This window comes from Candidatus Phycosocius bacilliformis (assembly GCF_003112735.1).
Taxonomy (GTDB): Bacteria; Pseudomonadota; Alphaproteobacteria; order Caulobacterales; family Aquidulcibacteraceae; genus Aquidulcibacter; species Aquidulcibacter bacilliformis.
Genome location: NZ_BFBR01000005.1, coordinates 194,203 through 215,296 on the forward strand (window position 1 = coordinate 194,203; position 21,094 = coordinate 215,296).

At 59.0% G+C, this 21,094-nt stretch carries 23 protein-coding genes; 6 read left to right on the forward strand and 17 right to left on the reverse strand.

Features of this window, described 5'->3' with window-relative positions:
* Positions 1-7: 7 nt before the first annotated feature.
* The gene (locus tag PbB2_RS09515; RefSeq protein WP_108985176.1) at positions 8-1,687 is read right to left on the reverse strand and encodes a GMC family oxidoreductase; all 1,680 of its coding nucleotides are present in this window, start codon (positions 1,685-1,687) and stop codon (positions 8-10) included.
* A gap of 210 nt (positions 1,688-1,897) precedes the next feature.
* On the opposite strand from PbB2_RS09515, the gene PbB2_RS09520 reads away from it, so the two are divergent.
* Complete coding sequence (locus tag PbB2_RS09520) at positions 1,898-2,641, forward strand: TonB family protein (protein ID WP_108985084.1); 744 nt, start codon at positions 1,898-1,900, stop codon at positions 2,639-2,641.
* Between the two features lie 10 nt (positions 2,642-2,651).
* Here PbB2_RS09520 and PbB2_RS09525 read toward each other — a convergent pair whose 3' ends face one another.
* The 14 genes from PbB2_RS09525 to PbB2_RS09590 form a co-directional block, all read right to left on the reverse strand.
* Complete coding sequence (locus PbB2_RS09525) at positions 2,652-4,088, reverse strand: serine hydrolase domain-containing protein (protein ID WP_108985085.1); 1,437 nt, start codon at positions 4,086-4,088, stop codon at positions 2,652-2,654.
* 30 nt (positions 4,089-4,118) lie between these two features.
* Positions 4,119-4,886, reverse strand: coding sequence for a DUF6445 family protein (locus PbB2_RS09530; RefSeq protein ID WP_238164952.1), 768 nt, complete (start codon positions 4,884-4,886; stop codon positions 4,119-4,121).
* Entirely contained in the window at positions 4,852-5,418 is a 567-nt protein-coding gene (locus tag PbB2_RS09535; RefSeq protein ID WP_108985086.1) for a DUF1254 domain-containing protein, read from the reverse strand. Before PbB2_RS09535 ends, PbB2_RS09530 begins: the two co-directional genes overlap by 35 nt.
* Complete coding sequence (locus PbB2_RS09540) at positions 5,415-6,014, reverse strand: DUF1214 domain-containing protein (RefSeq protein ID WP_108985087.1); 600 nt, start codon at positions 6,012-6,014, stop codon at positions 5,415-5,417. Before PbB2_RS09540 ends, PbB2_RS09535 begins: the two co-directional genes overlap by 4 nt.
* Positions 6,015-6,095: 81 nt before the next feature.
* The gene (locus PbB2_RS09545; protein WP_108985088.1) at positions 6,096-6,917 is read right to left on the reverse strand and encodes a hypothetical protein; all 822 of its coding nucleotides are present in this window, start codon (positions 6,915-6,917) and stop codon (positions 6,096-6,098) included.
* Positions 6,918-6,974: 57 nt separating this feature from the next.
* Entirely contained in the window at positions 6,975-8,135 is a 1,161-nt protein-coding gene (dapE, locus tag PbB2_RS09550) for a succinyl-diaminopimelate desuccinylase (protein WP_108985089.1), read from the reverse strand.
* A gap of 28 nt (positions 8,136-8,163) precedes the next feature.
* Positions 8,164-9,135, reverse strand: a complete 972-nt coding sequence (locus PbB2_RS09555; RefSeq protein ID WP_108985090.1) for a Gfo/Idh/MocA family protein — start codon at positions 9,133-9,135, stop codon at positions 8,164-8,166.
* Positions 9,136-9,292: 157 nt separating this feature from the next.
* A complete protein-coding gene (locus PbB2_RS09560; protein WP_108985091.1) occupies positions 9,293-9,775 on the reverse strand; it encodes a DUF3291 domain-containing protein in 483 nt (160 codons plus the stop codon).
* 8 nt (positions 9,776-9,783) lie between these two features.
* Positions 9,784-10,635: a 2,3,4,5-tetrahydropyridine-2,6-dicarboxylate N-succinyltransferase gene (gene dapD, locus PbB2_RS09565; RefSeq protein ID WP_108985092.1), complete on the reverse strand. Its 852-nt coding sequence runs from the start codon at positions 10,633-10,635 to the stop codon at positions 9,784-9,786.
* A 100-nt stretch (positions 10,636-10,735) separates the two neighbouring features.
* Positions 10,736-11,107 (reverse strand): tRNA-binding protein, encoded by a 372-nt coding sequence (locus PbB2_RS09570; RefSeq protein ID WP_108985093.1) that lies wholly within the window; start codon positions 11,105-11,107, stop codon positions 10,736-10,738.
* Positions 11,108-11,116: 9 nt separating this feature from the next.
* Positions 11,117-11,434, reverse strand: coding sequence for a cupin domain-containing protein (locus PbB2_RS09575; RefSeq protein WP_108985094.1), 318 nt, complete (start codon positions 11,432-11,434; stop codon positions 11,117-11,119).
* Positions 11,427-12,149, reverse strand: coding sequence for a pyrimidine 5'-nucleotidase (locus tag PbB2_RS09580; protein WP_108985095.1), 723 nt, complete (start codon positions 12,147-12,149; stop codon positions 11,427-11,429). The genes PbB2_RS09575 and PbB2_RS09580 overlap by 8 nt, the downstream gene beginning before the upstream one ends.
* Complete coding sequence (gene argB / locus PbB2_RS09585) at positions 12,146-13,075, reverse strand: acetylglutamate kinase (RefSeq protein ID WP_108985096.1); 930 nt, start codon at positions 13,073-13,075, stop codon at positions 12,146-12,148. The genes PbB2_RS09580 and argB overlap by 4 nt, the downstream gene beginning before the upstream one ends.
* A gap of 128 nt (positions 13,076-13,203) precedes the next feature.
* Complete coding sequence (locus PbB2_RS09590) at positions 13,204-14,070, reverse strand: isoaspartyl peptidase/L-asparaginase family protein (RefSeq protein WP_108985097.1); 867 nt, start codon at positions 14,068-14,070, stop codon at positions 13,204-13,206.
* Positions 14,071-14,215: 145 nt separating this feature from the next.
* Here PbB2_RS09590 and PbB2_RS09595 point away from each other — a divergent pair, with 145 nt between their 5' ends.
* The 3 genes from PbB2_RS09595 (at position 14,216) to PbB2_RS09605 (ending at position 17,093) form a co-directional block, all read left to right on the forward strand.
* The gene (locus tag PbB2_RS09595; protein ID WP_108985098.1) at positions 14,216-15,211 is read left to right on the forward strand and encodes an NADPH:quinone oxidoreductase family protein; all 996 of its coding nucleotides are present in this window, start codon (positions 14,216-14,218) and stop codon (positions 15,209-15,211) included.
* Positions 15,212-15,299: 88 nt separating this feature from the next.
* Positions 15,300-16,157 (forward strand): SDR family NAD(P)-dependent oxidoreductase, encoded by an 858-nt coding sequence (locus PbB2_RS09600; protein WP_108985099.1) that lies wholly within the window; start codon positions 15,300-15,302, stop codon positions 16,155-16,157.
* Positions 16,158-16,166: 9 nt separating this feature from the next.
* Positions 16,167-17,093, forward strand: coding sequence for a DMT family transporter (locus PbB2_RS09605; RefSeq protein WP_108985100.1), 927 nt, complete (start codon positions 16,167-16,169; stop codon positions 17,091-17,093).
* A gap of 4 nt (positions 17,094-17,097) precedes the next feature.
* Here the strand turns inward: PbB2_RS09605 and PbB2_RS09610 are convergent, their stop codons facing one another.
* Both PbB2_RS09610 and PbB2_RS09615 read right to left on the reverse strand, forming a co-directional pair.
* Positions 17,098-17,757 (reverse strand): lysoplasmalogenase family protein, encoded by a 660-nt coding sequence (locus PbB2_RS09610; protein ID WP_238164953.1) that lies wholly within the window; start codon positions 17,755-17,757, stop codon positions 17,098-17,100.
* A gap of 15 nt (positions 17,758-17,772) precedes the next feature.
* Positions 17,773-18,525 carry an SDR family NAD(P)-dependent oxidoreductase gene (locus PbB2_RS09615; protein ID WP_192576275.1) on the reverse strand — a complete coding sequence of 251 codons (753 nt, stop codon included), beginning with the start codon at positions 18,523-18,525 and terminating at the stop codon, positions 17,773-17,775.
* Between the two features lie 339 nt (positions 18,526-18,864).
* On the opposite strand from PbB2_RS09615, the gene dapF reads away from it, so the two are divergent.
* Both dapF and PbB2_RS09625 read left to right on the forward strand, forming a co-directional pair.
* Positions 18,865-19,698 (forward strand): diaminopimelate epimerase, encoded by an 834-nt coding sequence (gene dapF, locus PbB2_RS09620; protein WP_420887459.1) that lies wholly within the window; start codon positions 18,865-18,867, stop codon positions 19,696-19,698.
* 101 nt (positions 19,699-19,799) lie between these two features.
* A complete protein-coding gene (locus PbB2_RS09625) occupies positions 19,800-21,089 on the forward strand; it encodes an adenylosuccinate synthase (RefSeq protein ID WP_108985103.1) in 1,290 nt (429 codons plus the stop codon).
* Positions 21,090-21,094 lie beyond the last annotated feature (5 nt).

Genomic DNA, 21,094 nt, shown 5'->3' on the forward strand with positions numbered 1-21,094 from the left:
TCCCCTCTCAGGCCGCTTGGCTCGACTGACCGCGCGCGGCCAAGATCATATCAGAGGCCTTTTCGGCAATCATGATGGTGGGCGCATTGGTATTGCCCGAGATTAAGCGCGGCATGATCGAGGCATCAACCACCCGCAATCCATCGACACCGATGACTTTCAGACTTGGGTCAACCACAGCCATGGCGTCCCGGCCCATTTTGGCGGTGCCGACGGGATGATAAATGGTTGAGCCGGTTTCGCGGGCATAGGCCAGTAACGCCTCATCACTGACAACAGCTGAACCAGGCTCCATTTCCGCCTCGATCAGGCCCGCCAGAGCCGGGGCTTGAGCCATGCGGCGACCGATCTTGAGGCCTTCAACAATCGTCTGCTGGTCTAGACTATCGGCCAGATAATTTGGCCAAATGCCTGCATGTTGGCTGGGATCTGCCGATTTGATTTCGATGCGGCCGGTACTTTCCGGGCGCAATTGGCAAGGCGCGATTGTCAGACCGGGCCGGTCTTCCAGCACCATTTTCTGCTCGTCGAATAATTTCTTCTGGTCCATCGTGGCGGGCAGGATGTGATATTGCACATCCGGGGTCTCAAGCTCTGGCCTTGTCTTGACGAAGGCTGCAATGTGAGCGGCAGACAGGGTGAGCAAGCCTTTGCGTTGGAACAGAAATTTCAGCACTTCCCCCACAAAGGTCAGGCCTTTGGTCATCTCATTGACAGACTTGACCCCCGGTTTCAGGCGATAGCGCATCCCGACGACATAATGATCGCGCAAATTCTGCCCCACACCGGGCAGGTCGACTTTCACCGCGATGCCATGCCGGCGCAGGAGGTCTGCCGGACCAATGCCGGAAAGCTGGAGCAATTGCGGGGAATTGATCGCCCCACCCGACAAAATGACTTCATGGCTGGCCTTGGCGACCAAGAGATCGCCATCAACCGAAAACTGGACGCCGATCGCGCGCTTGCCGGTGAAAATCACATGATGGGCGAGCGCATGGGTCCGGATGGTCAGGTTCGGCCGCTGCTTGATCGGGTGGAGATAGGCCACAGCCGCCGAACAACGCATGCCGTTCTTTACCGTCAGCTGATAATAGCCAATCCCCTCTTGGTTTTCGCCATTGGGATCATCATTGCGGGGAATGCCAATCTCGACACCAGCCTGAATAACTGCATCCGACACCGGGTGCTTCTGGGTAACATCGGATACATTGAGCGGCCCACCCGTGGCATGGCCGTCCAGCCCAGCCCGTTCCTGATTCTGGGATTTGAGGAAATAGGGCGCGCAATCATCCCAGCCCCAACCCTCACAGCCCAATTGCCGCCAAATATCGTAATCGCGCCTCTGGCCGCGAATATAGAGAAGGCCATTAATCGAGCTGGAACCGCCTAACACTTTGCCGCGTGGCCACACGTGCTGGCGGCCATTGGTGCCGGGATCGGCTTCAGTCTGATAGAGCCAATTGACCTTGGGATCTTTCAAGGTCTCGGCATAGCCCACCGGGATGTGGATGAGGGGCGACGTATCTTTACCACCGGCTTCCAAAAGCAGGACCCGGATCGAAGGGTCAGCGGTCAATCGATTGGCAAGAACACATCCGGCACTGCCTGCCCCGACAATGATATAATCATACGTACCAATATCGGTCTCGGCCCCGCTTAGCGTGGCAGTCGTGGTGGCTTGGCTCATTGGCGTTCCCTCAGTTTTGTCGTGATTTGAGAAGAGCTTATCCCATGCTCGAACAAAGAAAAGCAGGTTTGCCGCCCCGACTGCAAAAAATGACACTGCCGTCAACATGACGTTAGGGAAAGTTTGTAATTGACGTAAGGGAAATCTGGGTTACTTGTTATAACACTGATTGTCTTCCCGCAGTCAGCTGCCCCTTGCAGGAGTTGTCCCATGACCCACTCTTCCTCGCCTCTCTTCTCAACGCCCACAGCTGAAACCGGCACTGTGATGACCCACAAGGCCTTCATGCGGTCCGCGACTTTGGCCGGCTCAGGCCTTCTTTGGTTGGGCTTGGGTTATCTGGCCCTGAGCTATGCACCCCAAATGGCGAAGTTCCAGATCCCGGAACCGCCTGCAATTCCTATGGAACCCCGGGTCAAACCTGAAGTCCTACCGCCACCGCCGCCGCCGGAGGTTCGCCCTCAGACAAAGCGTGAGGATGTACGGCCTGTGACGGACGCCCCATCCACCTTATCCGAGCGACCCAGCACAGCCCCGATTGAAATAGCTTCCTCTGAACCACTGAGCTTGGGTCCGGTTGCCGAAGGCCCGGTTGTGGCAGGCCCGGTCGCACAGGGTCTAGACCCGGTGCCGGAGACCTTGCCGGTGGAGCCCGACCCCGTGCCTGTCCAGCGCCTAATCATCAATCCGGTCCGCATTGCCGGCGCCAATCCAATCTTTCCGCGCAAAGCCTTGGACCGAGAGATGAATGGTGAAGTGACTTTGAGCTTTACCGTAACCAGCCAGGGCAAGGTCAGTAATCTTGTGGTCATCGGCGAAAGTCCACGCGGCTATGGCTTTGCAGAGGCTGCGCGCCGGGCGGTTGAGGCTTGGACCTTCCAGCCCCAAACCATTGATGGGATCGCTGTGGCCTATCCCGCCCGCTATACGATCAGCTTTACCCTAACCGAGTGAATGAGATGGACTAATCACCGTCAAATCGTGTCATGGCCTCTGCGCGCGCGGTGGCCATGACACGGTCCAAGCTGCCCGGTTGCGCGAAGACATTGGTGAGCGATGCCCAAGCGGCAGGCAGGCCGGGGTCAAAAGCCAGTTCGGCCAGCCAATAGGTGTTGGACCCATTGTGCCATAGGGTGCCGTCCTGTTGTTTAAGCCAACCTAGGGCATAATCGGCACCCTCAGGCGGTGTATGCAAAAAGCGCCACATCTGCGTGGGCAGATAATCGCTCATCTCACCCGCGTGCCCGCGGCTGTGGGCAAGGCCGTAGGTCAACAGATCCGGCAGCGACAGATGAATACCCCCAGCGGGGGCCATACTGGCGGGATTATCAGCACCAGAACCGGTGCCAACCCCAATCAGCTTACCCCCGATCAGCGCCTTGCGATGGCCTTGGGGATTGCCTTGCCCGGGAGGGCCAAAGCCCGCAGTGGTCATTTTCAGCGGGCCAAACACCTCCTCAGCCATTAGAGTCTCATAGGTCTTGCCCGTGACCGCTTCGCACACGGCCCCTGCCAGCACATAGCCATTATTGGGATAGACCCAGCCTTTTTCCGGTGTCATTGCCAAAGCTTTGGCCACCCAGGATTTACGGCCTTCATGAGGAGAGTCCGCGGCGGCTTGCGCCAGCATGTCGAAGGGGCCCAGATTGGTCGGCATGCCTGTTTGGCCTGTCATCAGATCAAACAATGTCCGATCACGATAGGCAGGCAGCATATCCGGGGCGAGCGTCGCAAAGGCCTGTTTGAGCGGCAGATCCCACGCCAATAGACCGCGCGCAACCAGACGAGCGACCAAGGTCGCGGTCATCGATTTACTGATGGAGCCGATGTGCCAGGCCATCTCGGCCTTTGCCTCTTGATCCTGCCCCATGACGCACACGCCCTTGGTTTCGGTTCGGCGCATGTTTTGCCCATCGCGCATGGCGATAAAGCCTGCGGTCAGGGCTGGCATCTTGGCAGTGACGCGGGTCTCCAAGACAGCCAGAGCCAAGTCAGCAAAAGGCTTGGATTCTGTGGGCTTTGGCTCCTGCCCTGGGCTGAGGCGTTCAAGGCGAAGCTTCAGGCTACCGCCTTGGGTCCAGCTGCCTTCCAGCACATCTGGGCCAAGAGTTTTCAAAACCATTCTGCCGCGCACGGCGGGAAAGCTCACATCAAGGCCCTCGGCACTCACAGTGCCACTACCAGCCGGAATGGGTGCCCCGCCCTGATCGAGCGAATAGAGCACGGGAAGCCCCGAGGCAGGAATTTCAAGCACGAGGCGCAGGCCGGTTGGGCCTGCTTGCAAGACACCACCCCAGCGCCCCACAAGCTCAGGTGCGGGGTCGGCTGCGGCGCTACGCCCTGCCAGCACGCCCAGCAGTGGCAGACTGGCCACCACAGATACCAGATGACGGCGCTTCATTCAGGACGGCTCCTCTCTCAGCCGGTCAGCTTAAGCCGGGCCTTGGCCCAAAAAAGCATTCACAGTCAATCGACCGCTTGCTGGCTGATCATCAAATACAAAATCGTCGGGAATATAAGCACAATGGAGATTGGCACTGAAATAAACAATCATGCGATTGAAGCGGGCATCATGCCGGCCAATCATCTCATAAATCGGGCTGGTTTCATCGATATAGCCCGATGCGGGTAAGCCATGGCGGGCAACATCGGCAGTAAGCGCGGCCTCGAAAGCATCAAAGCGACCCGCATCCACAGTTTCAAACCCGGTCGAACGCTGGCGGTAAAATGCCGTACCCCCCTGATGGTCGCCCCGGCACAGATAAAGCAGCGCTGCGACCCGGCCATATTCGAGACTGTCAAAATGCGGCAGTCGCTGAATGGGTGCCAAGCGATCAGGCGGGGTGGTCACCAGAGAGAAATTGCACTCCCGCAGCCCTGCCCGCCCAGCATAGCCAAAATAACGCGGCAGAATATCGGCCAAAGGGCCCAGCAAGGTCTGAAACGCCTGTGTTGGAACTGGGGCGCGGATGCCCGGATAAAACGGGCCATTGGGGGCAAAGGGCGGGCCGTGTGTAGCGATATCGACCATGGCGTCTGGGTCTTCCAGATAATCGTCAATCACCACGACATGGACCGGCTCTCGGCCATGCGCATAAAGGCGGGCGATGCGCCTGCCCATGGTGAAGGTCTCAACAAGGTCTGCCTCTGCCATTTTGCTGCCGTCAGATCGGGTCCGGCACGGCCCGGCAATAGTCACTAGCCCGCTCTCCCTGCACCCGTGTGAAAGCCTCTGCACTTGGCGATAGACGCCGAACCAAGAGGAGGCCCTTGTCGCTGGGCAGGCTCACCACAACTTCGCCGGGCTTAGCCGCCAGCGGGGTGCGCGCACTCACCACCATGATATGGGCCCCTTTAGGCCCGATCTTGCGGTCATTCAGGGTGAAGACATTGTCGGTATTGGCCGCATAGAAAGCCGCACTCATATAGTCAGCCCCTTTGCCCAGAAAGATGCGCACAGGGCCCTTAGACAAATCAAGCGCGCAGGTCGAATAGGCCAAGTCTGGCGATGACCGCACGATGCGCTGGTTTTGCGGGGTCACCATATCATTATGGCTGATGCGATTAAGGCCACCTGCAGCCTCGCCAATCCGTTTCATCGCCACATTCATGATCACACTGGGGATCAGCCCAATGGTGAAAAGATGGGCAAGAACCGCCAGCACAAGCCCGAAGCCCAGCGGTTTCAGCCAGCCGGCTTTTTTGGGAATTGTCACGTCTGTCTGGCTCATTTCTTCCCCCCAACTCCGGCCACCGCGCCAGAACAGGAAAGCTTCTTCACTTGGGGTAGGTTGAGGCCTTCGAGGAAGGCCCTGTCGACCGATTGGGGATTATAGAGCCGGATGGTCAGGGAAAAGCGCCCGCCACCCTTGCTTGAAAGCCACTGGCCTGTGGCAGGGCGGTTCGCGCTTAGACTGCCAGTCCAGCTTGTAGCCCCGGCGGGCAAAGCGCGGGTTGCGTCAATCGAGCTTGCTTTGTCGGTATTGACCGGCAGCATTTGGTCGGCCCCATAAATGGTGATGGACCACCAGCGTGTGGGCAAGGCCTGCCCAGACAGGGCATAGGTGCAGGTCTCAACCAGCGGGGCTCCATCCTCATCAAGCTCGCGGTTGAAATAGATGGTTTCCTCTTTGGTCAGCGCCAAAAGGCCAACTCTGGCAATGGTTGCCCGCACCCACGGATTGGCCGCTGCTGCCCCCACAGTGGGGTCGGTGGACCATTTACCCGAGACAATGCTGGCTTCAGACAGCCAACCCCCCGAAATGCTGAAAGCAGAGCCTATTCCCACGGCCATGCCTGCTAGGCCGCAGATCAGCCAACGCCACATCGCTCCCCTCCCTTATGTGTTATTGGGATCTAGCTTAGGCCAAGCTGCGGGTTTGCCTAGCAAAGTTTGCAGAAGCAACGATCACGACTTGCCTGATGATTGGGTGGATGATGGGGCCAGCACCAAGGCAAGTTCGCGCCCGATTAGGGCCGCCGTCCCCACATCGCCCTGGCTCCAGCGCAAGACCAGAGCTTTGCGGCGCAGGCTGAGGAAGGGGGCCTCGCCGCCAGCAGCGGACATGGCAATGGCGGGGGCACATTTGGCAGACCAGATCAGGCCTTGTTCGCGGTCCGTCGCCCAGGCAAGTCCGTCAGTACCGCCCGGGGGCGGCACAGGCGTCAATGCGCCATCCGGCGGCAAAGGATGCGGCCAAGGCAAGGCCTTGGGGGCGAATATCAGGCTGAAATTGACCGCCTGTTTCAAACGTATGACCAAAAACACATGTCCGGCCGATTGGACGGCTGCCAGCGCGAGCCCCTGCACGCGGCCTGTGATTGCATCATCGACCACGCGGGCCCCCAATGCGCGCAATCCGGCGTCTTCTGCGTCTGAAAGTGCGGCTTGCACGGCGGCTTCAGACAATATGCTCGCGCCCCCAATCACCCCGCTGCCGCCTTCTTTGCCGGCTTCGGCCATCAAGCGCCACAATGCCAGCGCACCTGCCCCGGTGGAGGCCAGCACCATGATAAGGATCACCGCCCCAAGCCCATAGGACACCACGCCCGGTGCCCGCATGGCCACAGGTGCCAGCAAGGCCAACAGAAAGAAGGCCAGCAACAACCCCCCGCCGGACACAGCAATCAGCACGCCTTCATGGCCCGTGCGTGCCTTGGCAGCATCAAAGCCATCGCGCAGATTCTGCACGAGGAAACGGGGGTTAAAGAGCGAAGGTGCGCGCGCCATGGCCTTGTGATGACCTGACTCCACAGAAAGCTCAAATCAACGTGGGTGGAGGCCTATTTAGGCCTGAGCCTTGGCAAAATAGCCCTGCAAGACGGTCTCATAAATTTGGGTCAATGTCTCAATATCCGCCGTGGCGACCCGCTCATTGATTTGGTGCATGGTCGCCCCCACAAGGCCAAACTCGCAGACCGGGCAATAATCCTTGATGAAGCGGGCATCCGACGTGCCGCCGGTGGTGGACAATTCTGGCCTGCGCCCGGTCACCTGCGCGCACGCATCCTGGATGAGATCGGTCAGCAGGCCAGGCGGGGTGAAAAAAGCCTCGCCAGACACCATGATCGCCAGATCAACCCGTCCTGCAAACCCGTCTTGCGCGGTGGCAGCTTCGGCCTGCAACCACTCGGTGAGGCTTGCACCACTATGGGCTGTATTGAAACGGATGTTGAAGCGCGCTGTTGCCTTTTCCGGAATGATATTGCTGGCCGGATTGCCGACATCCACAGTCACAACTTCCAGATTGGAGGGCTGGAAGCCCGGCGCGCCTTGATCCAAAGGATGGGTCTGCAAGCGATGCAGCATGTCGATCAGAACACGCACCGGGTTTGCCGCTTTGTGGGGATAGGCCACATGGCCCTGCACGCCAGTGACGGTGATTGTGCAATTGAGTGACCCGCGACGGCCATTTTTGATCATATCGCCCATGGCGTCTGGATTTGTCGGCTCGCCCACCAGACAATGGTCGAGGATTTCACCTTCCTCAGTGATGGCTTGCAAAAGCCTTTTGGTGCCATTGAGGGCGATACCCTCCTCATCCCCGGTAATCAGCAGGGAGATCGAGCCCGCTGGCTTGGGATTTTTGGCCAAAAACCGTCCGACAGCGGCCAAAAAGGCGGCAATCCCGCCCTTCATGTCCGCCGCACCTCGACCGATCAGAAATCCGTCTTTGAGGGCAGCTTCAAACGGATCAACTTGCCATTGCGCCAGATCGCCGGTCGGTACCACATCGGTATGACCCGCAAAGCAGAAATTGGGCCGCTGATCGCCGTAACGGGCATAGAGATTGTCGATATCTTCAAACTGATAGCGCCTCACCCAGAAGCCCATCGCCTCAAGACCAGCTTGAACCACATCCAACGCGCCCAAATCAGCCGGCGTGACAGAAGGCTTGCGGATCAAGTCACATGCCAGATGGATCGGATCGAGGAGTGCAGCAGTCATGCTGCCAAACTAGTGCAGATCAGGCCACTTAACCAGTGGCGGCCACTGAGCGGATGGCAGCCATCGCTTCGGCATTGCCAATCAGATCAGCCCCCTCGGTCCACACGGGCGTCCCCGCTTGAATGGCGGCAACCACACCGTCAAACTGATAGGCAAATGTCGGTCGACGCGGGAAGGTCTCGCGGGTCTCCTGCCCATCAATATCAAGCAGAATCTCTGCACCATATTGGGGGGCCAGGGGGTTGGTAATCGCCATATGGCCCTTGTCACCAATGACTTCCAGATAGGGGGTGCGCTGGCCATTTGGCGGGTCCATATCGCAGATGATGTCAGCCTCAAAGCCGTCCGGAAAGCGAAGATGGGCCGTTGTGCGGCGATCAACGCCATCTGCTTCCAAATCCTGGTGTGCTGCCGTTACCACCGGCTCTGCGCCAGCCAGATGACGCATCCAGGAAACAGGATAGCAGCCTAAATCAGCCAATGCCCCGCCGCCTAAGGCAGCTTGCCAGCGAAACTCCCGCGCATTGCGGGCAATCGGGGCCGAAAACTCAGCCGAGCCTGTCACCAGACGTCCAAGCTGGCCCGAGCGGACGATCTCCATGGCGCGGACAAACAAAGGATGCCAGCGATAATGAAAGGCCTCAATCAGCCTCTTTCCTGCCGCATCAGCGGCCATCACCAAAGTGTGCGCATCCTCCGCCGTCATGGTGGCTGGCTTTTCCAAGAACACATGCTTGCCAGCTGCCAGCGCCTTCAGGCTCCATTCCAAATGGCCAGAGGGTGGCAGCGCGATATAGACCACATCGATATCGGGCCGGGCGATGACGTCCTCATATGTCCCGGCATGGGGGATTGTGTGCGCCATGGCAAACTCACGCGCGCGGGCAAGGCTGGAGGCACCAATTGCTGTCAAAAGCGCGTCGGGATGCTCAGCGATTGGGTCGATCAGCGCGTTCTTGGCGATGCGCGCCGCCCCGATGATTGCAAATCGAGTTACCATTTTGATCCGTTCAGCCAAACAGGCATTCTAACGAGGCAGGGAGCGGCCCGAATCTTTAAGTTTTTCTAACAATAAAAAATGACATGCCAGCCGGCAGGTCAAGCAGGTTCATCACGAACGGCAGCACATGCGATGTTCCGGCTTGAACTTTACCCGCTTATCCGCAGCGACGCGCGCGCCATTGCGCGACATGAGGTAGGCTTTCCCATCCGAATGCCTCAGAGGTTGGGCCATGAAGACGCAAGCTGTCAAGCTTTGACATGCCTTCACTGACACTCGGCTCATGGCCGACTGGCACCCACCAGAAGGCCATATGCGGGGTATCAAGGGTTGGAAACCATTCCGCCTTCCGGTCATAGACTTTGACATGGATGGTTTTCCACACAAAGTCTTCCAGCGCCTCGGCACTTTCCCACACACTCATATTGATCAAAAAGCGGGGATCATCTGTGGCTTGAATATCCAAGGCATTGCCGGCATCGGACTTAAGCCGCCAGATAAAGCCCGGCGCACGCTCAGCCACGGCATTTACCGCATCAATCTTGCCCGTAAAGCCTGCAAAGCGCGGGTCATCCTGATCAAAGCGGGACTTGGCGACATTGATTTGTGCCAGATGATGGCCGGGGGGTTGGTCAAACATCGCTGACTTCACTCCCGCAGAAGCTCGTTAATGCCGGTTTTTGAGCGGGTTTGGGCATCGACCGTTTTGACGATGACGGCACATGATAGGCTTGGCCCGCCTTTGGGGTCGGGGAGAGAACCAGGCACCACCACGGCATAGGCCGGCACTTCCCCGCGATATACCGCACCACTGGCCCGATCGATGATCTTGGTTGAGGCGCCAATGAACACGCCCATGGAAATCACTGCCCCTTCGCGCACGATGACGCCCTCGGCGACCTCAGAGCGCGCACCGATGAACACATTGTCCTCAATAATGACAGGCCCGGCTTGCAAGGGTTCCAACACCCCGCCGATACCTGTCCCGCCTGAGATGTGCACATTGGCACCAATCTGGGCGCACGACCCCACGGTGGCCCACGTGTCGATCATGGTGTTTTCGCCGACATAGGCCCCGATATTGACGAAACTGGGCATCAGCACCGCGCCCTTGGCAATGAAGCTGCCCCGACGCACGACCGAGCCAGGCACCATGCGAAATCCTGCGGCGCGAAAATCATCTTCCAGCCAGCGGGCTGTCTTCAAGGGCACTTTGTCAAAGGCCCGTCCGGCATGCTGCACTGCTTGGCGATCATGCTCAGGGTCGATGAGATAATTGTCATTGAGGCGGAACGACAACAGCACCGCCTTCTTGAGCCATTGATGGGTCGTCCATACCCCATCGGCCCCGCGCGAAGCCACCCGCACCACACCCTGATCCAAAAGGGTCAAGGCCTCGGCCACCGCATCTCGAACTGCACCAATCGTACTGGTCGAGACCGACGCGCGATCATCCCAGGCTGCGTCGATTGTGGCTTGCAAATGGGACAGGTCGGACATCGCGATGATCTTCTTCGGCTGGCAGGTGAAAGCTCAAGGCCCTGCTATGCCTGTGCTTGAGGCCTTGCGCAATCGCTTGGGTCAGATCAGGCCTAAGCCGTCAGAACAGGCGTCCACCGTTCGGAACGTTCTGATCAGGGGCAAAGAGCACCACTTCGCCCGCAGGATCGGGAAAGCCCAAGGTCAGCACGTCAGAGCGGATTGGGCCGATTTGGCGGGGCGGGAAGTTGACCACCGCTGCCACTTGCCGGCCAATCAGGGCATCGGGCTGATAATGCGCGGTGATTTGAGCCGATGACTTCTTGATGCCCACAGCCGGTCCAAAGTCGATCATCAGAATATAAGAGGGCTTGCGGGCTTGGGCAAAAACCTCTGCCGACACAATCGTGCCCACACGAATATCGACTTTCAGGAAATCGTCGAAACCAATCTCAGCGGCAGGTGGAGCATTGGGGTCGTGCAGATGGTGCATGGCGTAAACCTAGATAGAGCCCTTTTCTTCAACCACCAGAATCCGGGCGATCCCGACGGGGCGGGCAATATGTTCATCGCCGACATGGGCCACAAACACATCATTGGGGCCCAAGCGCACGGTCTTTTCCACCCCGTCGACCCGGTAGGACATATCGACCTGCCCATCGACCACCATGAAGACTTCAGCCCCCTGATTGGTGTGCCAGATATAGGGTTGATCGGTCCAATGCAGGCGCACACTGGCCCCGGCAATCTCGGCCAAATCACGCGCGCCCCACGCCTTATTGGCGGTAAAGGCGGCAAGATCGGTGTGGATATCAGGCATGGCTCTGCCCGGTTTCCACCACAGCTTCGAGAAAAGCGGTCAGATCATTGGTGGCATGATGGACATGGTCAGGCGTTTCATCGACAGGCCCCGCTGGGCGACCATCGAGCGGCTCATGGCTCCAATCCTTCCAGCTCCACACCAGAATGGTGGAGAAACCCAGTTCATGTGCGGTCAGAAGATTACGCGATAAATCCTCTACCATCACAGATTTTTTTGGTTCCACTACATGACGGTCGATCAGCACATCAAAGGCTTCACGCTTGGGCTTGGGCACATAGCCGGTAGCCTCAATGTCGAACAAATCATGGAACAGACCATCCAATCCCAAAGCCGTCAGTGTGCGTTCGGCATGACCGCGCGAGCCATTGGTGAACACGATTTTGCGCCCAGGCAGGGCCTCAATCGCCGCACGCAGTTTCGGGGCCGGCAGGACCGGGCTGTAATCGAGATCATGGACATAATCGAGGAAGGCGCTGGCGGGCATATGATGCTCGCGCATCATGCCGTTCAGCGTGGTGCCATAAGTGGTGTAATAATGCTTTTGCATCGCTTTGGCCGCGTCATAATCGAGACCCAAATAGCGACTGACAAACTCCGTCATGCGCTCGTCAATCTGCGCAAACAAGTCGCATTCAGCCGGATAAAGCGTGTTATCGAGATCAAAGACCCAATCTTCGGCCTGATACAATTGGGTCAGCGGGCGTGTGGTCATGAGCGAATAAGGGTTCCAGAACCTGAATCAGTGAAAAGCTCGTTGAGAATGGCGTGCGGCGTGCGCCCATCAAGGATGACGACAGCCTCAACACCGGCCTCAACCGCGGCAATGGCTGTCTCCAATTTGGGGATCATCCCGCCATTGGCAACCCCTGTTGCGATCAGATCTTGGGCGTCCGCAATCGTCATTTCCGGGATCAAATTGCCATTGCCATCCTTCACACCCTCAATATCGGTGAGCAAAAGGAAGCGCTTGGCGTGCAAGGCTCCGGCCAAGGCCCCGGCAGCGGTGTCGGCATTGATGTTGAAGGTAGCCCCAGACGGGTCAACGCCAATGGGGGCCACCACCGGCACATAATCCTGGTCTGCCTTGATCAGGGTCATGACCAATTGGGCATCAACTTCCTTGGGATCACCAACAAAGCCCAGATCGACCACTTGCTCAATCCGGCTCTCGGGATCCTTGCGGGTGCGGACGACTTTTTCGACCGTGAACAGGCGCGCATCCTTGCCCGACAGGCCGACGCCGCGCACATCAGCTTCCCGACCGGCTTGGGTGATCAAATGGGCCAATTGCTTGTTGACTGCGCCGGAGAGCACCATCTCGGCAATTTCCATCGTGGCGGTATCGGTGACGCGCAGACCGTCGACAAACTCACTCTTGACCCCGGCCCGGTTCAGCATGGCGCTGATCTGTGGCCCGCCACCATGCACGACGACGGGGTGTATCCCGACGAGCTTGAGCAGCACCACATCGGCGGCAAAACGCTGGGCAGTCGCCTCATCACCCATGGCGTGGCCGCCATATTTGATTACCACGGTCTCGCGGTCATAGCGTTGGATAAAGGGCAGCGCTTCGGCCAGCGTCTTGGCAGTGGCAAAAGCGGTCTCAGCGCGGCTGGCGGCGGGGGTATCAGCGGTCATGTGGTGTCAAAATCCATGATGCCCAGAGGCAAGGCTGTCCGCTTTAGCGATGTCTGCCCGTCACGCCAAGCAGTTTGGGCGGAGGGGGAGATTTTGGACCTCAACCTACATCTCCAAGAACGCACCCCTCACCGAAACGTCTTGACCTCAAAACGGCCGGTATGGGTGGCAATGCCGCGCTTCATGCCTTCGCTGACATAGGGCGTGGCGACATTTCCCATCGCGTCTACCGCAATCAGGCCACCATCGCCGCCTTGGGTTTCCATGTCGGCCAGAGCCCCCGCGCACGCCGCCGCCAAAGTCTGGCCGCCATAGCGCACACGGGCTGAAATGTCGGCAGCCACAGCCGCACGCATGAAATATTCGCCCTGACCCGTGCATGAGACGGCCACACGTTCATCTGCCCAGGTGCCTGCCCCAATCAAGGGCGTATCGCCGACCCGCCCTGGCATTTTGTTGAGGAGCCCGCCGGTCGAGGTCGCTGCCGCCAAGCGGCCGGCGGTGTCGCGCGCCACCGCGCCCACCGTGCCATGGGCAAGTTCGCCCGGTTCAACCGGACGGCTCACCGCCGGGGTGTAATAAGCGGCAGGATCGCCGACTTCTTCGAGGCCTGCACTTTTGGCAAAGGCTTGTGCCCCTGCCCCAATCAACAGCACATGGGGTGTTTGGTCCATCACGGCGCGGGCCGCTTGAATGGGAGAGCGGAAGCCAACCAGCCCGCCCACCGCCCCGGCGCGGCGCTTAACCCCGTCCATCACGGCAGCATCAAGCTCATATATGCCATCGGCATTGGCAGAGGCCCCGCGCCCCGCCACGTGAAAACCACAGGCCTCCAGCTCACCAACCATCGCCACCACAACATCAAGGGCTGCAGCGCCTTCTTCCAACATGTCGGCACCCCGGCGCAAAACTTCAGCCAAATGGGCTTCCTCGCGGTCGTAGGAACGCCCCCGTGCTGGCCCTGCCCCGCCATGAAGTGCCAATGCCCACGCCATGCCAACCTCCTTTTAGATCAGGCCGTCATGTGGCCTGACAGAAAAATGCCAAACTCTCCTCTAGTGCGAAGCGGGCTGCTTCGCTATGCCTGAGAGAACAGATCGCAGAGACAGATCGATCAGACAGATTGCTCAGGAGGAAAACATGAAGGCGCTTTTGTCCAATTCACCCGGCCTGCCCGAAACCCTCAGCCTGGCGCAATTGCCCGAACCCGTGGCCGGCAAGGGCGATGTGGTGCTGGATGTGAAAGCCGTCGGCATCAATTATCCCGACGTTTTGATCATTCAGGACAAGTATCAATTCAAGCCCGAGCGCCCGTTCGCGCCCGGTGGCGAAGTCTCTGGCGTGGTCTCTGCGGTGGGTGAAGGTGTAACCCATCTCAAAGTCGGGGACCGGGTGATTGGGTCGACCGGTTGGGGTGGATTGGCCGAGAAGATCGCACTGCCAGCAGCCCGCTGTATTCCCATCCCCGACGCCATGCCGTTTGACGAAGCTGCTGCCTTCATCATGACCTATGGCACCAGCCATTATGGCCTGAAGGACCGCGCCCATTTGAAGCCAGGCGAAACGCTTTTGGTGCTCGGTGCTGCGGGTGGGGTTGGCTTGGCAGCTGTCGAATTGGGCAAGGCAATGGGTGCGAAAGTGATTGCCGCCTGCTCCACGCAGGAAAAGGTCGATATTTGCTTGGCGCATGGCGCGGATGAAGGCGTGGTCTATCCCACTGGCGAGTTTGATGCCGAGGGCAAGAAGGCCTTGGCAGATTTGTTCAAAAAAGCCTGCGGGCCCAATGGCGCGGATGTGATTTATGATGCGGTTGGCGGGGCTTATGCCGAGGCCAGCTTGCGGGCGATTGGCTGGGAAGGCCGCTTCCTGGTGATTGGTTTTCCTGCCGGAATCCCCGCCATTCCACTCAACCTGACTTTGCTGAAATCCTGTCAGATCGTCGGGGTGTTCTGGGGCGCGTTTACAGCCCGCAATCCAAAGGCCAATCAGGACAATATTGCCGAACTGGTGGGGCTTTATGCCAGTGGCAAGATCAAGCCCCATGTCTCGGCCCATTTCCCGCTGGAGAAAGGTGCTGAAGCGATCCGCCATCTGATGGACCGCAAGGCCACCGGCAAAGTGGTGGTGCAAATCTAGCCGACCACGCGACGGCCGGTCCAATCGCCCGGAGCAGGGGCGCGCGCGGCACGCTCTGCGCCTGCCAGAAAGCATGAGGAAGCCTGATATGACAGACAGGATGAGCGGCAAAATCATTGTCGTCACCGGTGCGGCCAGCGGCATCGGCCTTGGCACGGTTGAGCGCCTGATTGAGGAGGGCGCCCATGTTCTGGCCGCCGATATTCAGGACGAAAAAGGGGCCCAACTTGAAGCCCGCTTTAAAGACCGGTTGATCTATCGTCATTGCGACGTCAGCGATGAACAACAGGTCAAGGCCATTATGGACGAGGCTGCTGCCCATTTCGGTGGGCTGGACGGGGTGTTCAACAATGCCGGCTCTGCCGGGGTGATGAGCCCGCTGGAAGAGATCGGCGCCGCGGATTGGAAAGCCATTTTCGACATTCTGGTGACCTCGGTGTTTTTCGGCACCAAATTCGCCACACCTCATCTGGCGCGCCGGGGTGGTGGGGCCATCGTCAATACCGCCTCAATCGCGGGCCTTGAGGCCGGCTGGGGGCCGATTGCTTATTCAACGGCCAAGGCTGCCGTCATCCATTTCAGCCGGGTTGCCGCCGCAGAATTGGCGGCGAAAAACATTCGCGTCAATGCAATCTGCCCGGGTCTGATTGCCACCTCCATCTTTGGCACGGCAATCGGCCTGCCACGCGATCAAGCCGATCAATTGGCGGCCCTGATTGCCCATCAAGGCGGAAATGCTCAACCCATTGGGCGGGCCGGCCAACCGCGTGACATTGCCGAGGCGGTGCTATTGATGATGAGTGATGCCGGTAGCTTCATCACCGGCACGCATTTGGTGGTTGATGGCGGCATCACCATCGGGCCGCGCCATGCGTGGGACCCGGCAAGCCCCTCACCCATGGCTGCCATTTTTGGCGATAGCCTACCAACGCCCGCTCAAAGCTAAACCATCCCGATGGCTGATCCTGCCCCCGCTGTGAAACCACCCCTTTCGCCCAATGCGCTGGGTGCGGTGTGGATGCTGGGTTCAGCCTTGGGTTTTGTGGTGATGGCGGTTCTGGCCAAAGGATTGGGGGCCACCACCAGTGTGGCCATGCTGATCTTCTGGCGCTCGCTGGCCGGTGTCATTGCAGTACTGCCCTTTGCCGTGATGGCCGGCCCGTCGGTGTGGAAGACCACGCGACCTGGCAAACTTCTTTTGCGCTCCAGCTATGGCACGATCGGCTTCTTTGCAGGCTTTTATGCGCTGGTGCATTTGCCCTTGGCCCAAAGCCAGGCCTTAAGTTTCTCGCGCACGCTGTTCATGACCATTTTGGCAGTTATCGTGTTGCGTGAAAAAGTCGCTTGGCGGCGCTGGACGGCAGTCGGCATTGGCTTTGCCGGAATTTTATTGATGACGCGGCCGGATTTTTCCGCCCATGTCACCGCTTTTGACCCCGCAACACTGGCAGCCCTGATCTCTGCGCTCGCCTTTGCCTTTGCCTTGGTGACGGTGAAGGATTTAACGCGTGATCATTCTCCGCTGACGCTGGTGGTCTATGGCAATATCGCCACCACTTTGGCAGGCCTGCCCTTTTTGTTCATGGACCCGGTGCTGCCGGACCTCAAAACCATGGGCCTTCTGATTGCCATGGGATTTGCGGGCGTTGTGGCCCAATCATGCTATGTCCGGGCTCTGTCGACGGGGGAAGCCTCGCTGATGGGCCTGATCGACTATATACGACTGCCCCTCGTGGCAGTGGCGGGCCTGATCTTCTTCCACGAAGTACCCGACACATTGGCGATGGTGGGGGCAGCCATTGTCATCATCTCCACCATCTATATCACCTTGCGCGACGCCAAGACCCAGTCGGTCAAGCCGCCGGGCCCACCTCCGGCCTGACGGGTCAAGCCGCCAGCACGCCGCAGGTAATCAAGGCCTGCCCGCCATAATATAAGATCCAGATCGCAGGACTGGTCAGGCGTCGCCAGGGGGAGTCTGCTGTCAGGGTAAACATCTCTATCCCCAAAATCATGTCCGATACCGCAAAAGCGACCACGCCAAGCATGACAAGCCCCAAACCAGCTGAAGCTGGCAGCGCCAAGGCACAAACGCACATGCTGACAATGATCAAGAAATAAAGGGCAAGCGGGCCCTTCATTACACCCAAGTGGGGCCATAACAGGCCAAACAATAAGGCCGCACTGATCAGCACCAATCCCCCAGCAGCCCCCATCTGCCACAGCGCCAGCGGCGCACTGCCTGCACCGAGGGCGATGAATAACGGGATGTAGCAGGCATGGGCGACGGCAAAAGCCACCACACCGGCCATAAAGCGCCTGTCACCGGGGGCGGCGAGCAAATAATCACCTAGCGCACTGGCCAGAAGCGCCAGCACCAGAAACACAGGTCCACCAGAAAGAAACGCCACCCCGGCCAGACCGGCCACACCAGCGGTTTTAACCAGGCTACGCCGTGCGCTGGCCTCCTGACGATTATAGACGATCAGATAGAGCAATGCTGCCAGTGCTGATCCGTACCAAACCGGGTTCAAAGTCTCGGTCATCGCGCTTGCCATCCTCTATCCCCCAACCCGCAGTGACAGCCCGCCATCCACGGTCAAGCCCTGCCCTGTCAAGAAGCCAGCCTCATCGCTGGCCAAAAACAAGGCGATCTTGGCGATGTCATCAGGCTCTCCCAATCGGCGCAGGACCGCCTTTTGTGCCCACAGATCAGCGATGTCAGGCCGGGTTTCCCAAAGGCCTTGCGTCATGCCGGTTCGGATCGCGCCGGGCAGGATGGCGTTGGCAGTGACCCCATATTTTCCAAGCTCAATCGCCAAGGCCCGTGTCAAGCCCAACACAGCTGATTTGGAAGCCGAATAGGCCCCTAGGCCCGCCCCGCTGCCTTCTGCCATGACGGAGGCTGTTGTGATGATACGCCCCGCAAGGCTTTGTTTCAGAAGGGGGATGACGGCTCTCGTCACCCGAAATACCGCCCGCAGATTAACATCCAGCACCTGATCCCATGCCGCATCATCCATTTTCTCAATGAGCTGATTGGTGGCGATCCCGGCATTGTTGAACAGAATATCCACCCCGCCCAAATGGGCGACAGCGGCGGCTGCAATCGCCTCCGGGGCGGCAGGCTCGCTCACCGATTGGCCGAGTGTGATGATCGTTTCGCCTCGACACGCTGTCTCCAGCCGCTCACCCGGCAGATCCACAGCCAGAACTTGGGCCCCCTCACGGGCGAATAATTGGGCGGTGGCCAAGCCAATGCCTGAAGCAGCCCCGGTAATAATGGCACGTCGGCCAGCCAAGCGTTTGGTCAAAAAAATATCCCCTCTTCGCTGATGCAAAGAAGGGATAGTGTTTTAGGGCGCAGTGTCGATGGAAAAAGACTGTTGACGGAAAGCCCGTCGGAATTCTGGTGTCGGTTGAACCTCAGGCGCAGACCCTGGAGGGGGGCTGGGGGGGCTGTTGGGAAACCAGAACCTGCGACGCTTCTGCTGTCCAACCGACAATGACGTTATCGACCCCGCATGTGGCGCGATCTGGGTGCAATTGCGGCGGAACCGGGGCATTGCATTAATTGTTTGTCATTTTTCATGACCAAAACATGAAGATGGTTGATACTGGGTATTCAATCATCAATCAAATAAGACTAAATGATCACGATGAAAATTGCGAAGATGAACGGCTTGGGCAATGAAATCGTGATCCTGGATGCCCGGGAGCGCGCCTTTACCCCTGATGAGGCGTGGGTCAAGGCCTTGGCCGACCCCGCCCAAGGCCTGGGCTTTGACCAGCTCATGGTGTTGCGTCATCCCAAGAGCCCGCTCGCTGATGTCTATAGTGATATTTGGAACGCCGATGGTTCCAAAGTCGCCGCATGCGGCAATGGCGCGCGCTGTGTGGCATGGTATGTCATGCGGGAAATGAACCGCGACAATCTGGTGATCGAGACTGAGGCGGGGCTGTTGGGGGCGGTCAGCGCTGGCCCCAACCAGATCAGCATTGATATGGGTGAACCCATCTTCGACTGGGACCGCATCCCGATGTCCGAACGCATGGACACCATACGGATCGAATTGCAGGTCGGCCCGATAGATGACCCAATCCTGCATGGGCCGGGCGTGGTCAGCATGGGCAATCCCCATTGCGTTTTCTTCGTGCAGGACGCCGAGTTGGCCCCCGTGCGCGAGATCGGTCCAATGATTGAATATCACCCGCTGTTTCCAGAGCGCACCAATGTTGGCTTTGCCCAGATTGTGGCGCGCAACCACATCCGCTTGCGGGTGTGGGAACGTGGGGCTGGCCTGACCAAAGCTTGCGGTACAGGGGCCTGTGCAGCACTTGTTGCGGCTGTCCGCCGCCGACTGGCAGACCGGCTTGCCACCGTGGAAGTCGATGGAGGGGCCTTGAGGATCGAATGGCGCGACAGCGATAATCACGTCATCATGACTGGGCCGGTCGCACTGGAATCTGAAGGCACAGTCGGCTGACAGCGCGTAGCGCGATGTTGTGAGCCCGGATCGCAGCCCGCCCGCTTGACGTACCCGCCATCTGCCCTCAAGCACCCGGCGCAAGCAGGGAGTGCAGACTCATGGCGAATGTGGTGGTTGTCGGGGCCCAATGGGGCGACGAAGGCAAAGGCAAGATCGTAGACTGGCTGAGCGACCGCGCCGATGTGGTCACGCGCTTCCAAGGCGGTCATAATGCCGGCCACACATTGGTGGTGGGTGACAAGGTCTATAAATTGTCGCTGCTGCCGTCAGGTGTTGTGCAAGGCAAATTGTCGGTGATTGGCAATGGCGTGGTGGTCGACCCCCATGCGCTGCTCGATGAAATCGGACGGGTGAGCGCCCAAGGCGTGACCATCGACCCCTCCATTCTTGTCTTGGCGGATAATGCCACCTTGATCCTCAGCTTGCACCGCGATCTTGATGGCGCGCGCGAAGCTCAGGCTGGGGCGGGCAAGATTGGCACCACCGGGCGGGGCATTGGTCCGGCTTATGAGGATAAGGTCGGCCGACGGGCCATCCGCGTGGCGGATCTGGCCGATCCAGAGGCATTGGACGCCAAGATTGACCGCCTGCTTGCCCATCACACTGCTTTGCGCAAGGGCCTTGATCTGCCCGAACTGGACGGGGCGGCCATCAAGGCTGAACTCTTGAGCCTTGCACCCAAAATTCTGCCCTATGCACAACCGGTGTGGAAAGTGCTGGAAGAGGCCCGCCGTCGCGGCCGCCGCATCCTGTTTGAAGGCGCACAAGGCACGCTGCTCGACATTGATCACGGCACCTATCCTTATGTGACCTCGTCCAACACCGTCTCAGGTCAGGCCGCCGCCGGCACCGGCATGGGCCCCAATTCGCTGGGCTATGTGCTGGGCATTTGCAAAGCCTATACAACACGGGTCGGCGAAGGCCCCTTCCCCACCGAATTATTCGATGACATCGGCAAGCGTATCGGCGAGCGCGGGCATGAGTTTGGCACCGTGACCGGGCGGCCCCGCCGGTGTGGCTGGTTTGACGCGGTGCTGGTGCGTCAGGCTGCCGTGGTCGGCGGCATTAGCGGGCTTGCTCTGACCAAGCTTGATGTGCTCGATGGCTTTGACCAGCTTAAAGTCTGTGTTGGCTATCGCATTGGCGACCGCGCGCTCGACTGGTTCCCGTCGGGCCTCAAGGATCAAGCCCGGGTCGAGCCCATCTTTGAATATTTCGACGGCTGGCAGGAAACCACGCGCGGCGCGCGCTCTTGGAAGGATCTGCCCGCCAATGCGATCAAATATGTCCGCCGGATCGAGGAATTGGTGATGCGCCCCGTCGCGCTTTTGTCTACGAGCCCCGAGCGCGATGACACAATTCTGGTGCGCGATCCGTTTGAGGGGTGAGCGTG

Bases quoted from the DNA above. Each gene is read 5' to 3' on its own strand.
- PbB2_RS09515 (WP_108985176.1), bottom strand. From the start codon at position 1,687: ATGAGCCAAGCCACCACGACTGCCACGCTAAGCGGGGCCGAGACCGAT.
- PbB2_RS09520 (WP_108985084.1), top strand. From the start codon at position 1,898: ATGACCCACTCTTCCTCGCCTCTCTTCTCAACGCCCACAGCTGAAACC.
- PbB2_RS09525 (WP_108985085.1), bottom strand. From the start codon at position 4,088: ATGAAGCGCCGTCATCTGGTATCTGTGGTGGCCAGTCTGCCACTGCTG.
- PbB2_RS09535 (WP_108985086.1), bottom strand. From the start codon at position 5,418: ATGAGCCAGACAGACGTGACAATTCCCAAAAAAGCCGGCTGGCTGAAA.
- PbB2_RS09540 (WP_108985087.1), bottom strand. From the start codon at position 6,014: ATGTGGCGTTGGCTGATCTGCGGCCTAGCAGGCATGGCCGTGGGAATA.
- PbB2_RS09545 (WP_108985088.1), bottom strand. From the start codon at position 6,917: ATGGCGCGCGCACCTTCGCTCTTTAACCCCCGTTTCCTCGTGCAGAAT.
- dapE (WP_108985089.1), bottom strand. From the start codon at position 8,135: ATGACTGCTGCACTCCTCGATCCGATCCATCTGGCATGTGACTTGATC.
- PbB2_RS09555 (WP_108985090.1), bottom strand. From the start codon at position 9,135: ATGGTAACTCGATTTGCAATCATCGGGGCGGCGCGCATCGCCAAGAAC.
- PbB2_RS09560 (WP_108985091.1), bottom strand. From the start codon at position 9,775: ATGTTTGACCAACCCCCCGGCCATCATCTGGCACAAATCAATGTCGCC.
- dapD (WP_108985092.1), bottom strand. From the start codon at position 10,635: ATGTCCGACCTGTCCCATTTGCAAGCCACAATCGACGCAGCCTGGGAT.
- PbB2_RS09570 (WP_108985093.1), bottom strand. From the start codon at position 11,107: ATGCACCATCTGCACGACCCCAATGCTCCACCTGCCGCTGAGATTGGT.
- PbB2_RS09575 (WP_108985094.1), bottom strand. From the start codon at position 11,434: ATGCCTGATATCCACACCGATCTTGCCGCCTTTACCGCCAATAAGGCG.
- PbB2_RS09580 (WP_108985095.1), bottom strand. From the start codon at position 12,149: ATGACCACACGCCCGCTGACCCAATTGTATCAGGCCGAAGATTGGGTC.
- argB (WP_108985096.1), bottom strand. From the start codon at position 13,075: ATGACCGCTGATACCCCCGCCGCCAGCCGCGCTGAGACCGCTTTTGCC.
- PbB2_RS09590 (WP_108985097.1), bottom strand. From the start codon at position 14,070: ATGGCGTGGGCATTGGCACTTCATGGCGGGGCAGGGCCAGCACGGGGG.
- PbB2_RS09595 (WP_108985098.1), top strand. From the start codon at position 14,216: ATGAAGGCGCTTTTGTCCAATTCACCCGGCCTGCCCGAAACCCTCAGC.
- PbB2_RS09600 (WP_108985099.1), top strand. From the start codon at position 15,300: ATGACAGACAGGATGAGCGGCAAAATCATTGTCGTCACCGGTGCGGCC.
- PbB2_RS09605 (WP_108985100.1), top strand. From the start codon at position 16,167: ATGGCTGATCCTGCCCCCGCTGTGAAACCACCCCTTTCGCCCAATGCG.
- PbB2_RS09610 (WP_238164953.1), bottom strand. From the start codon at position 17,757: ATGACCGAGACTTTGAACCCGGTTTGGTACGGATCAGCACTGGCAGCA.
- PbB2_RS09625 (WP_108985103.1), top strand. From the start codon at position 19,800: ATGGCGAATGTGGTGGTTGTCGGGGCCCAATGGGGCGACGAAGGCAAA.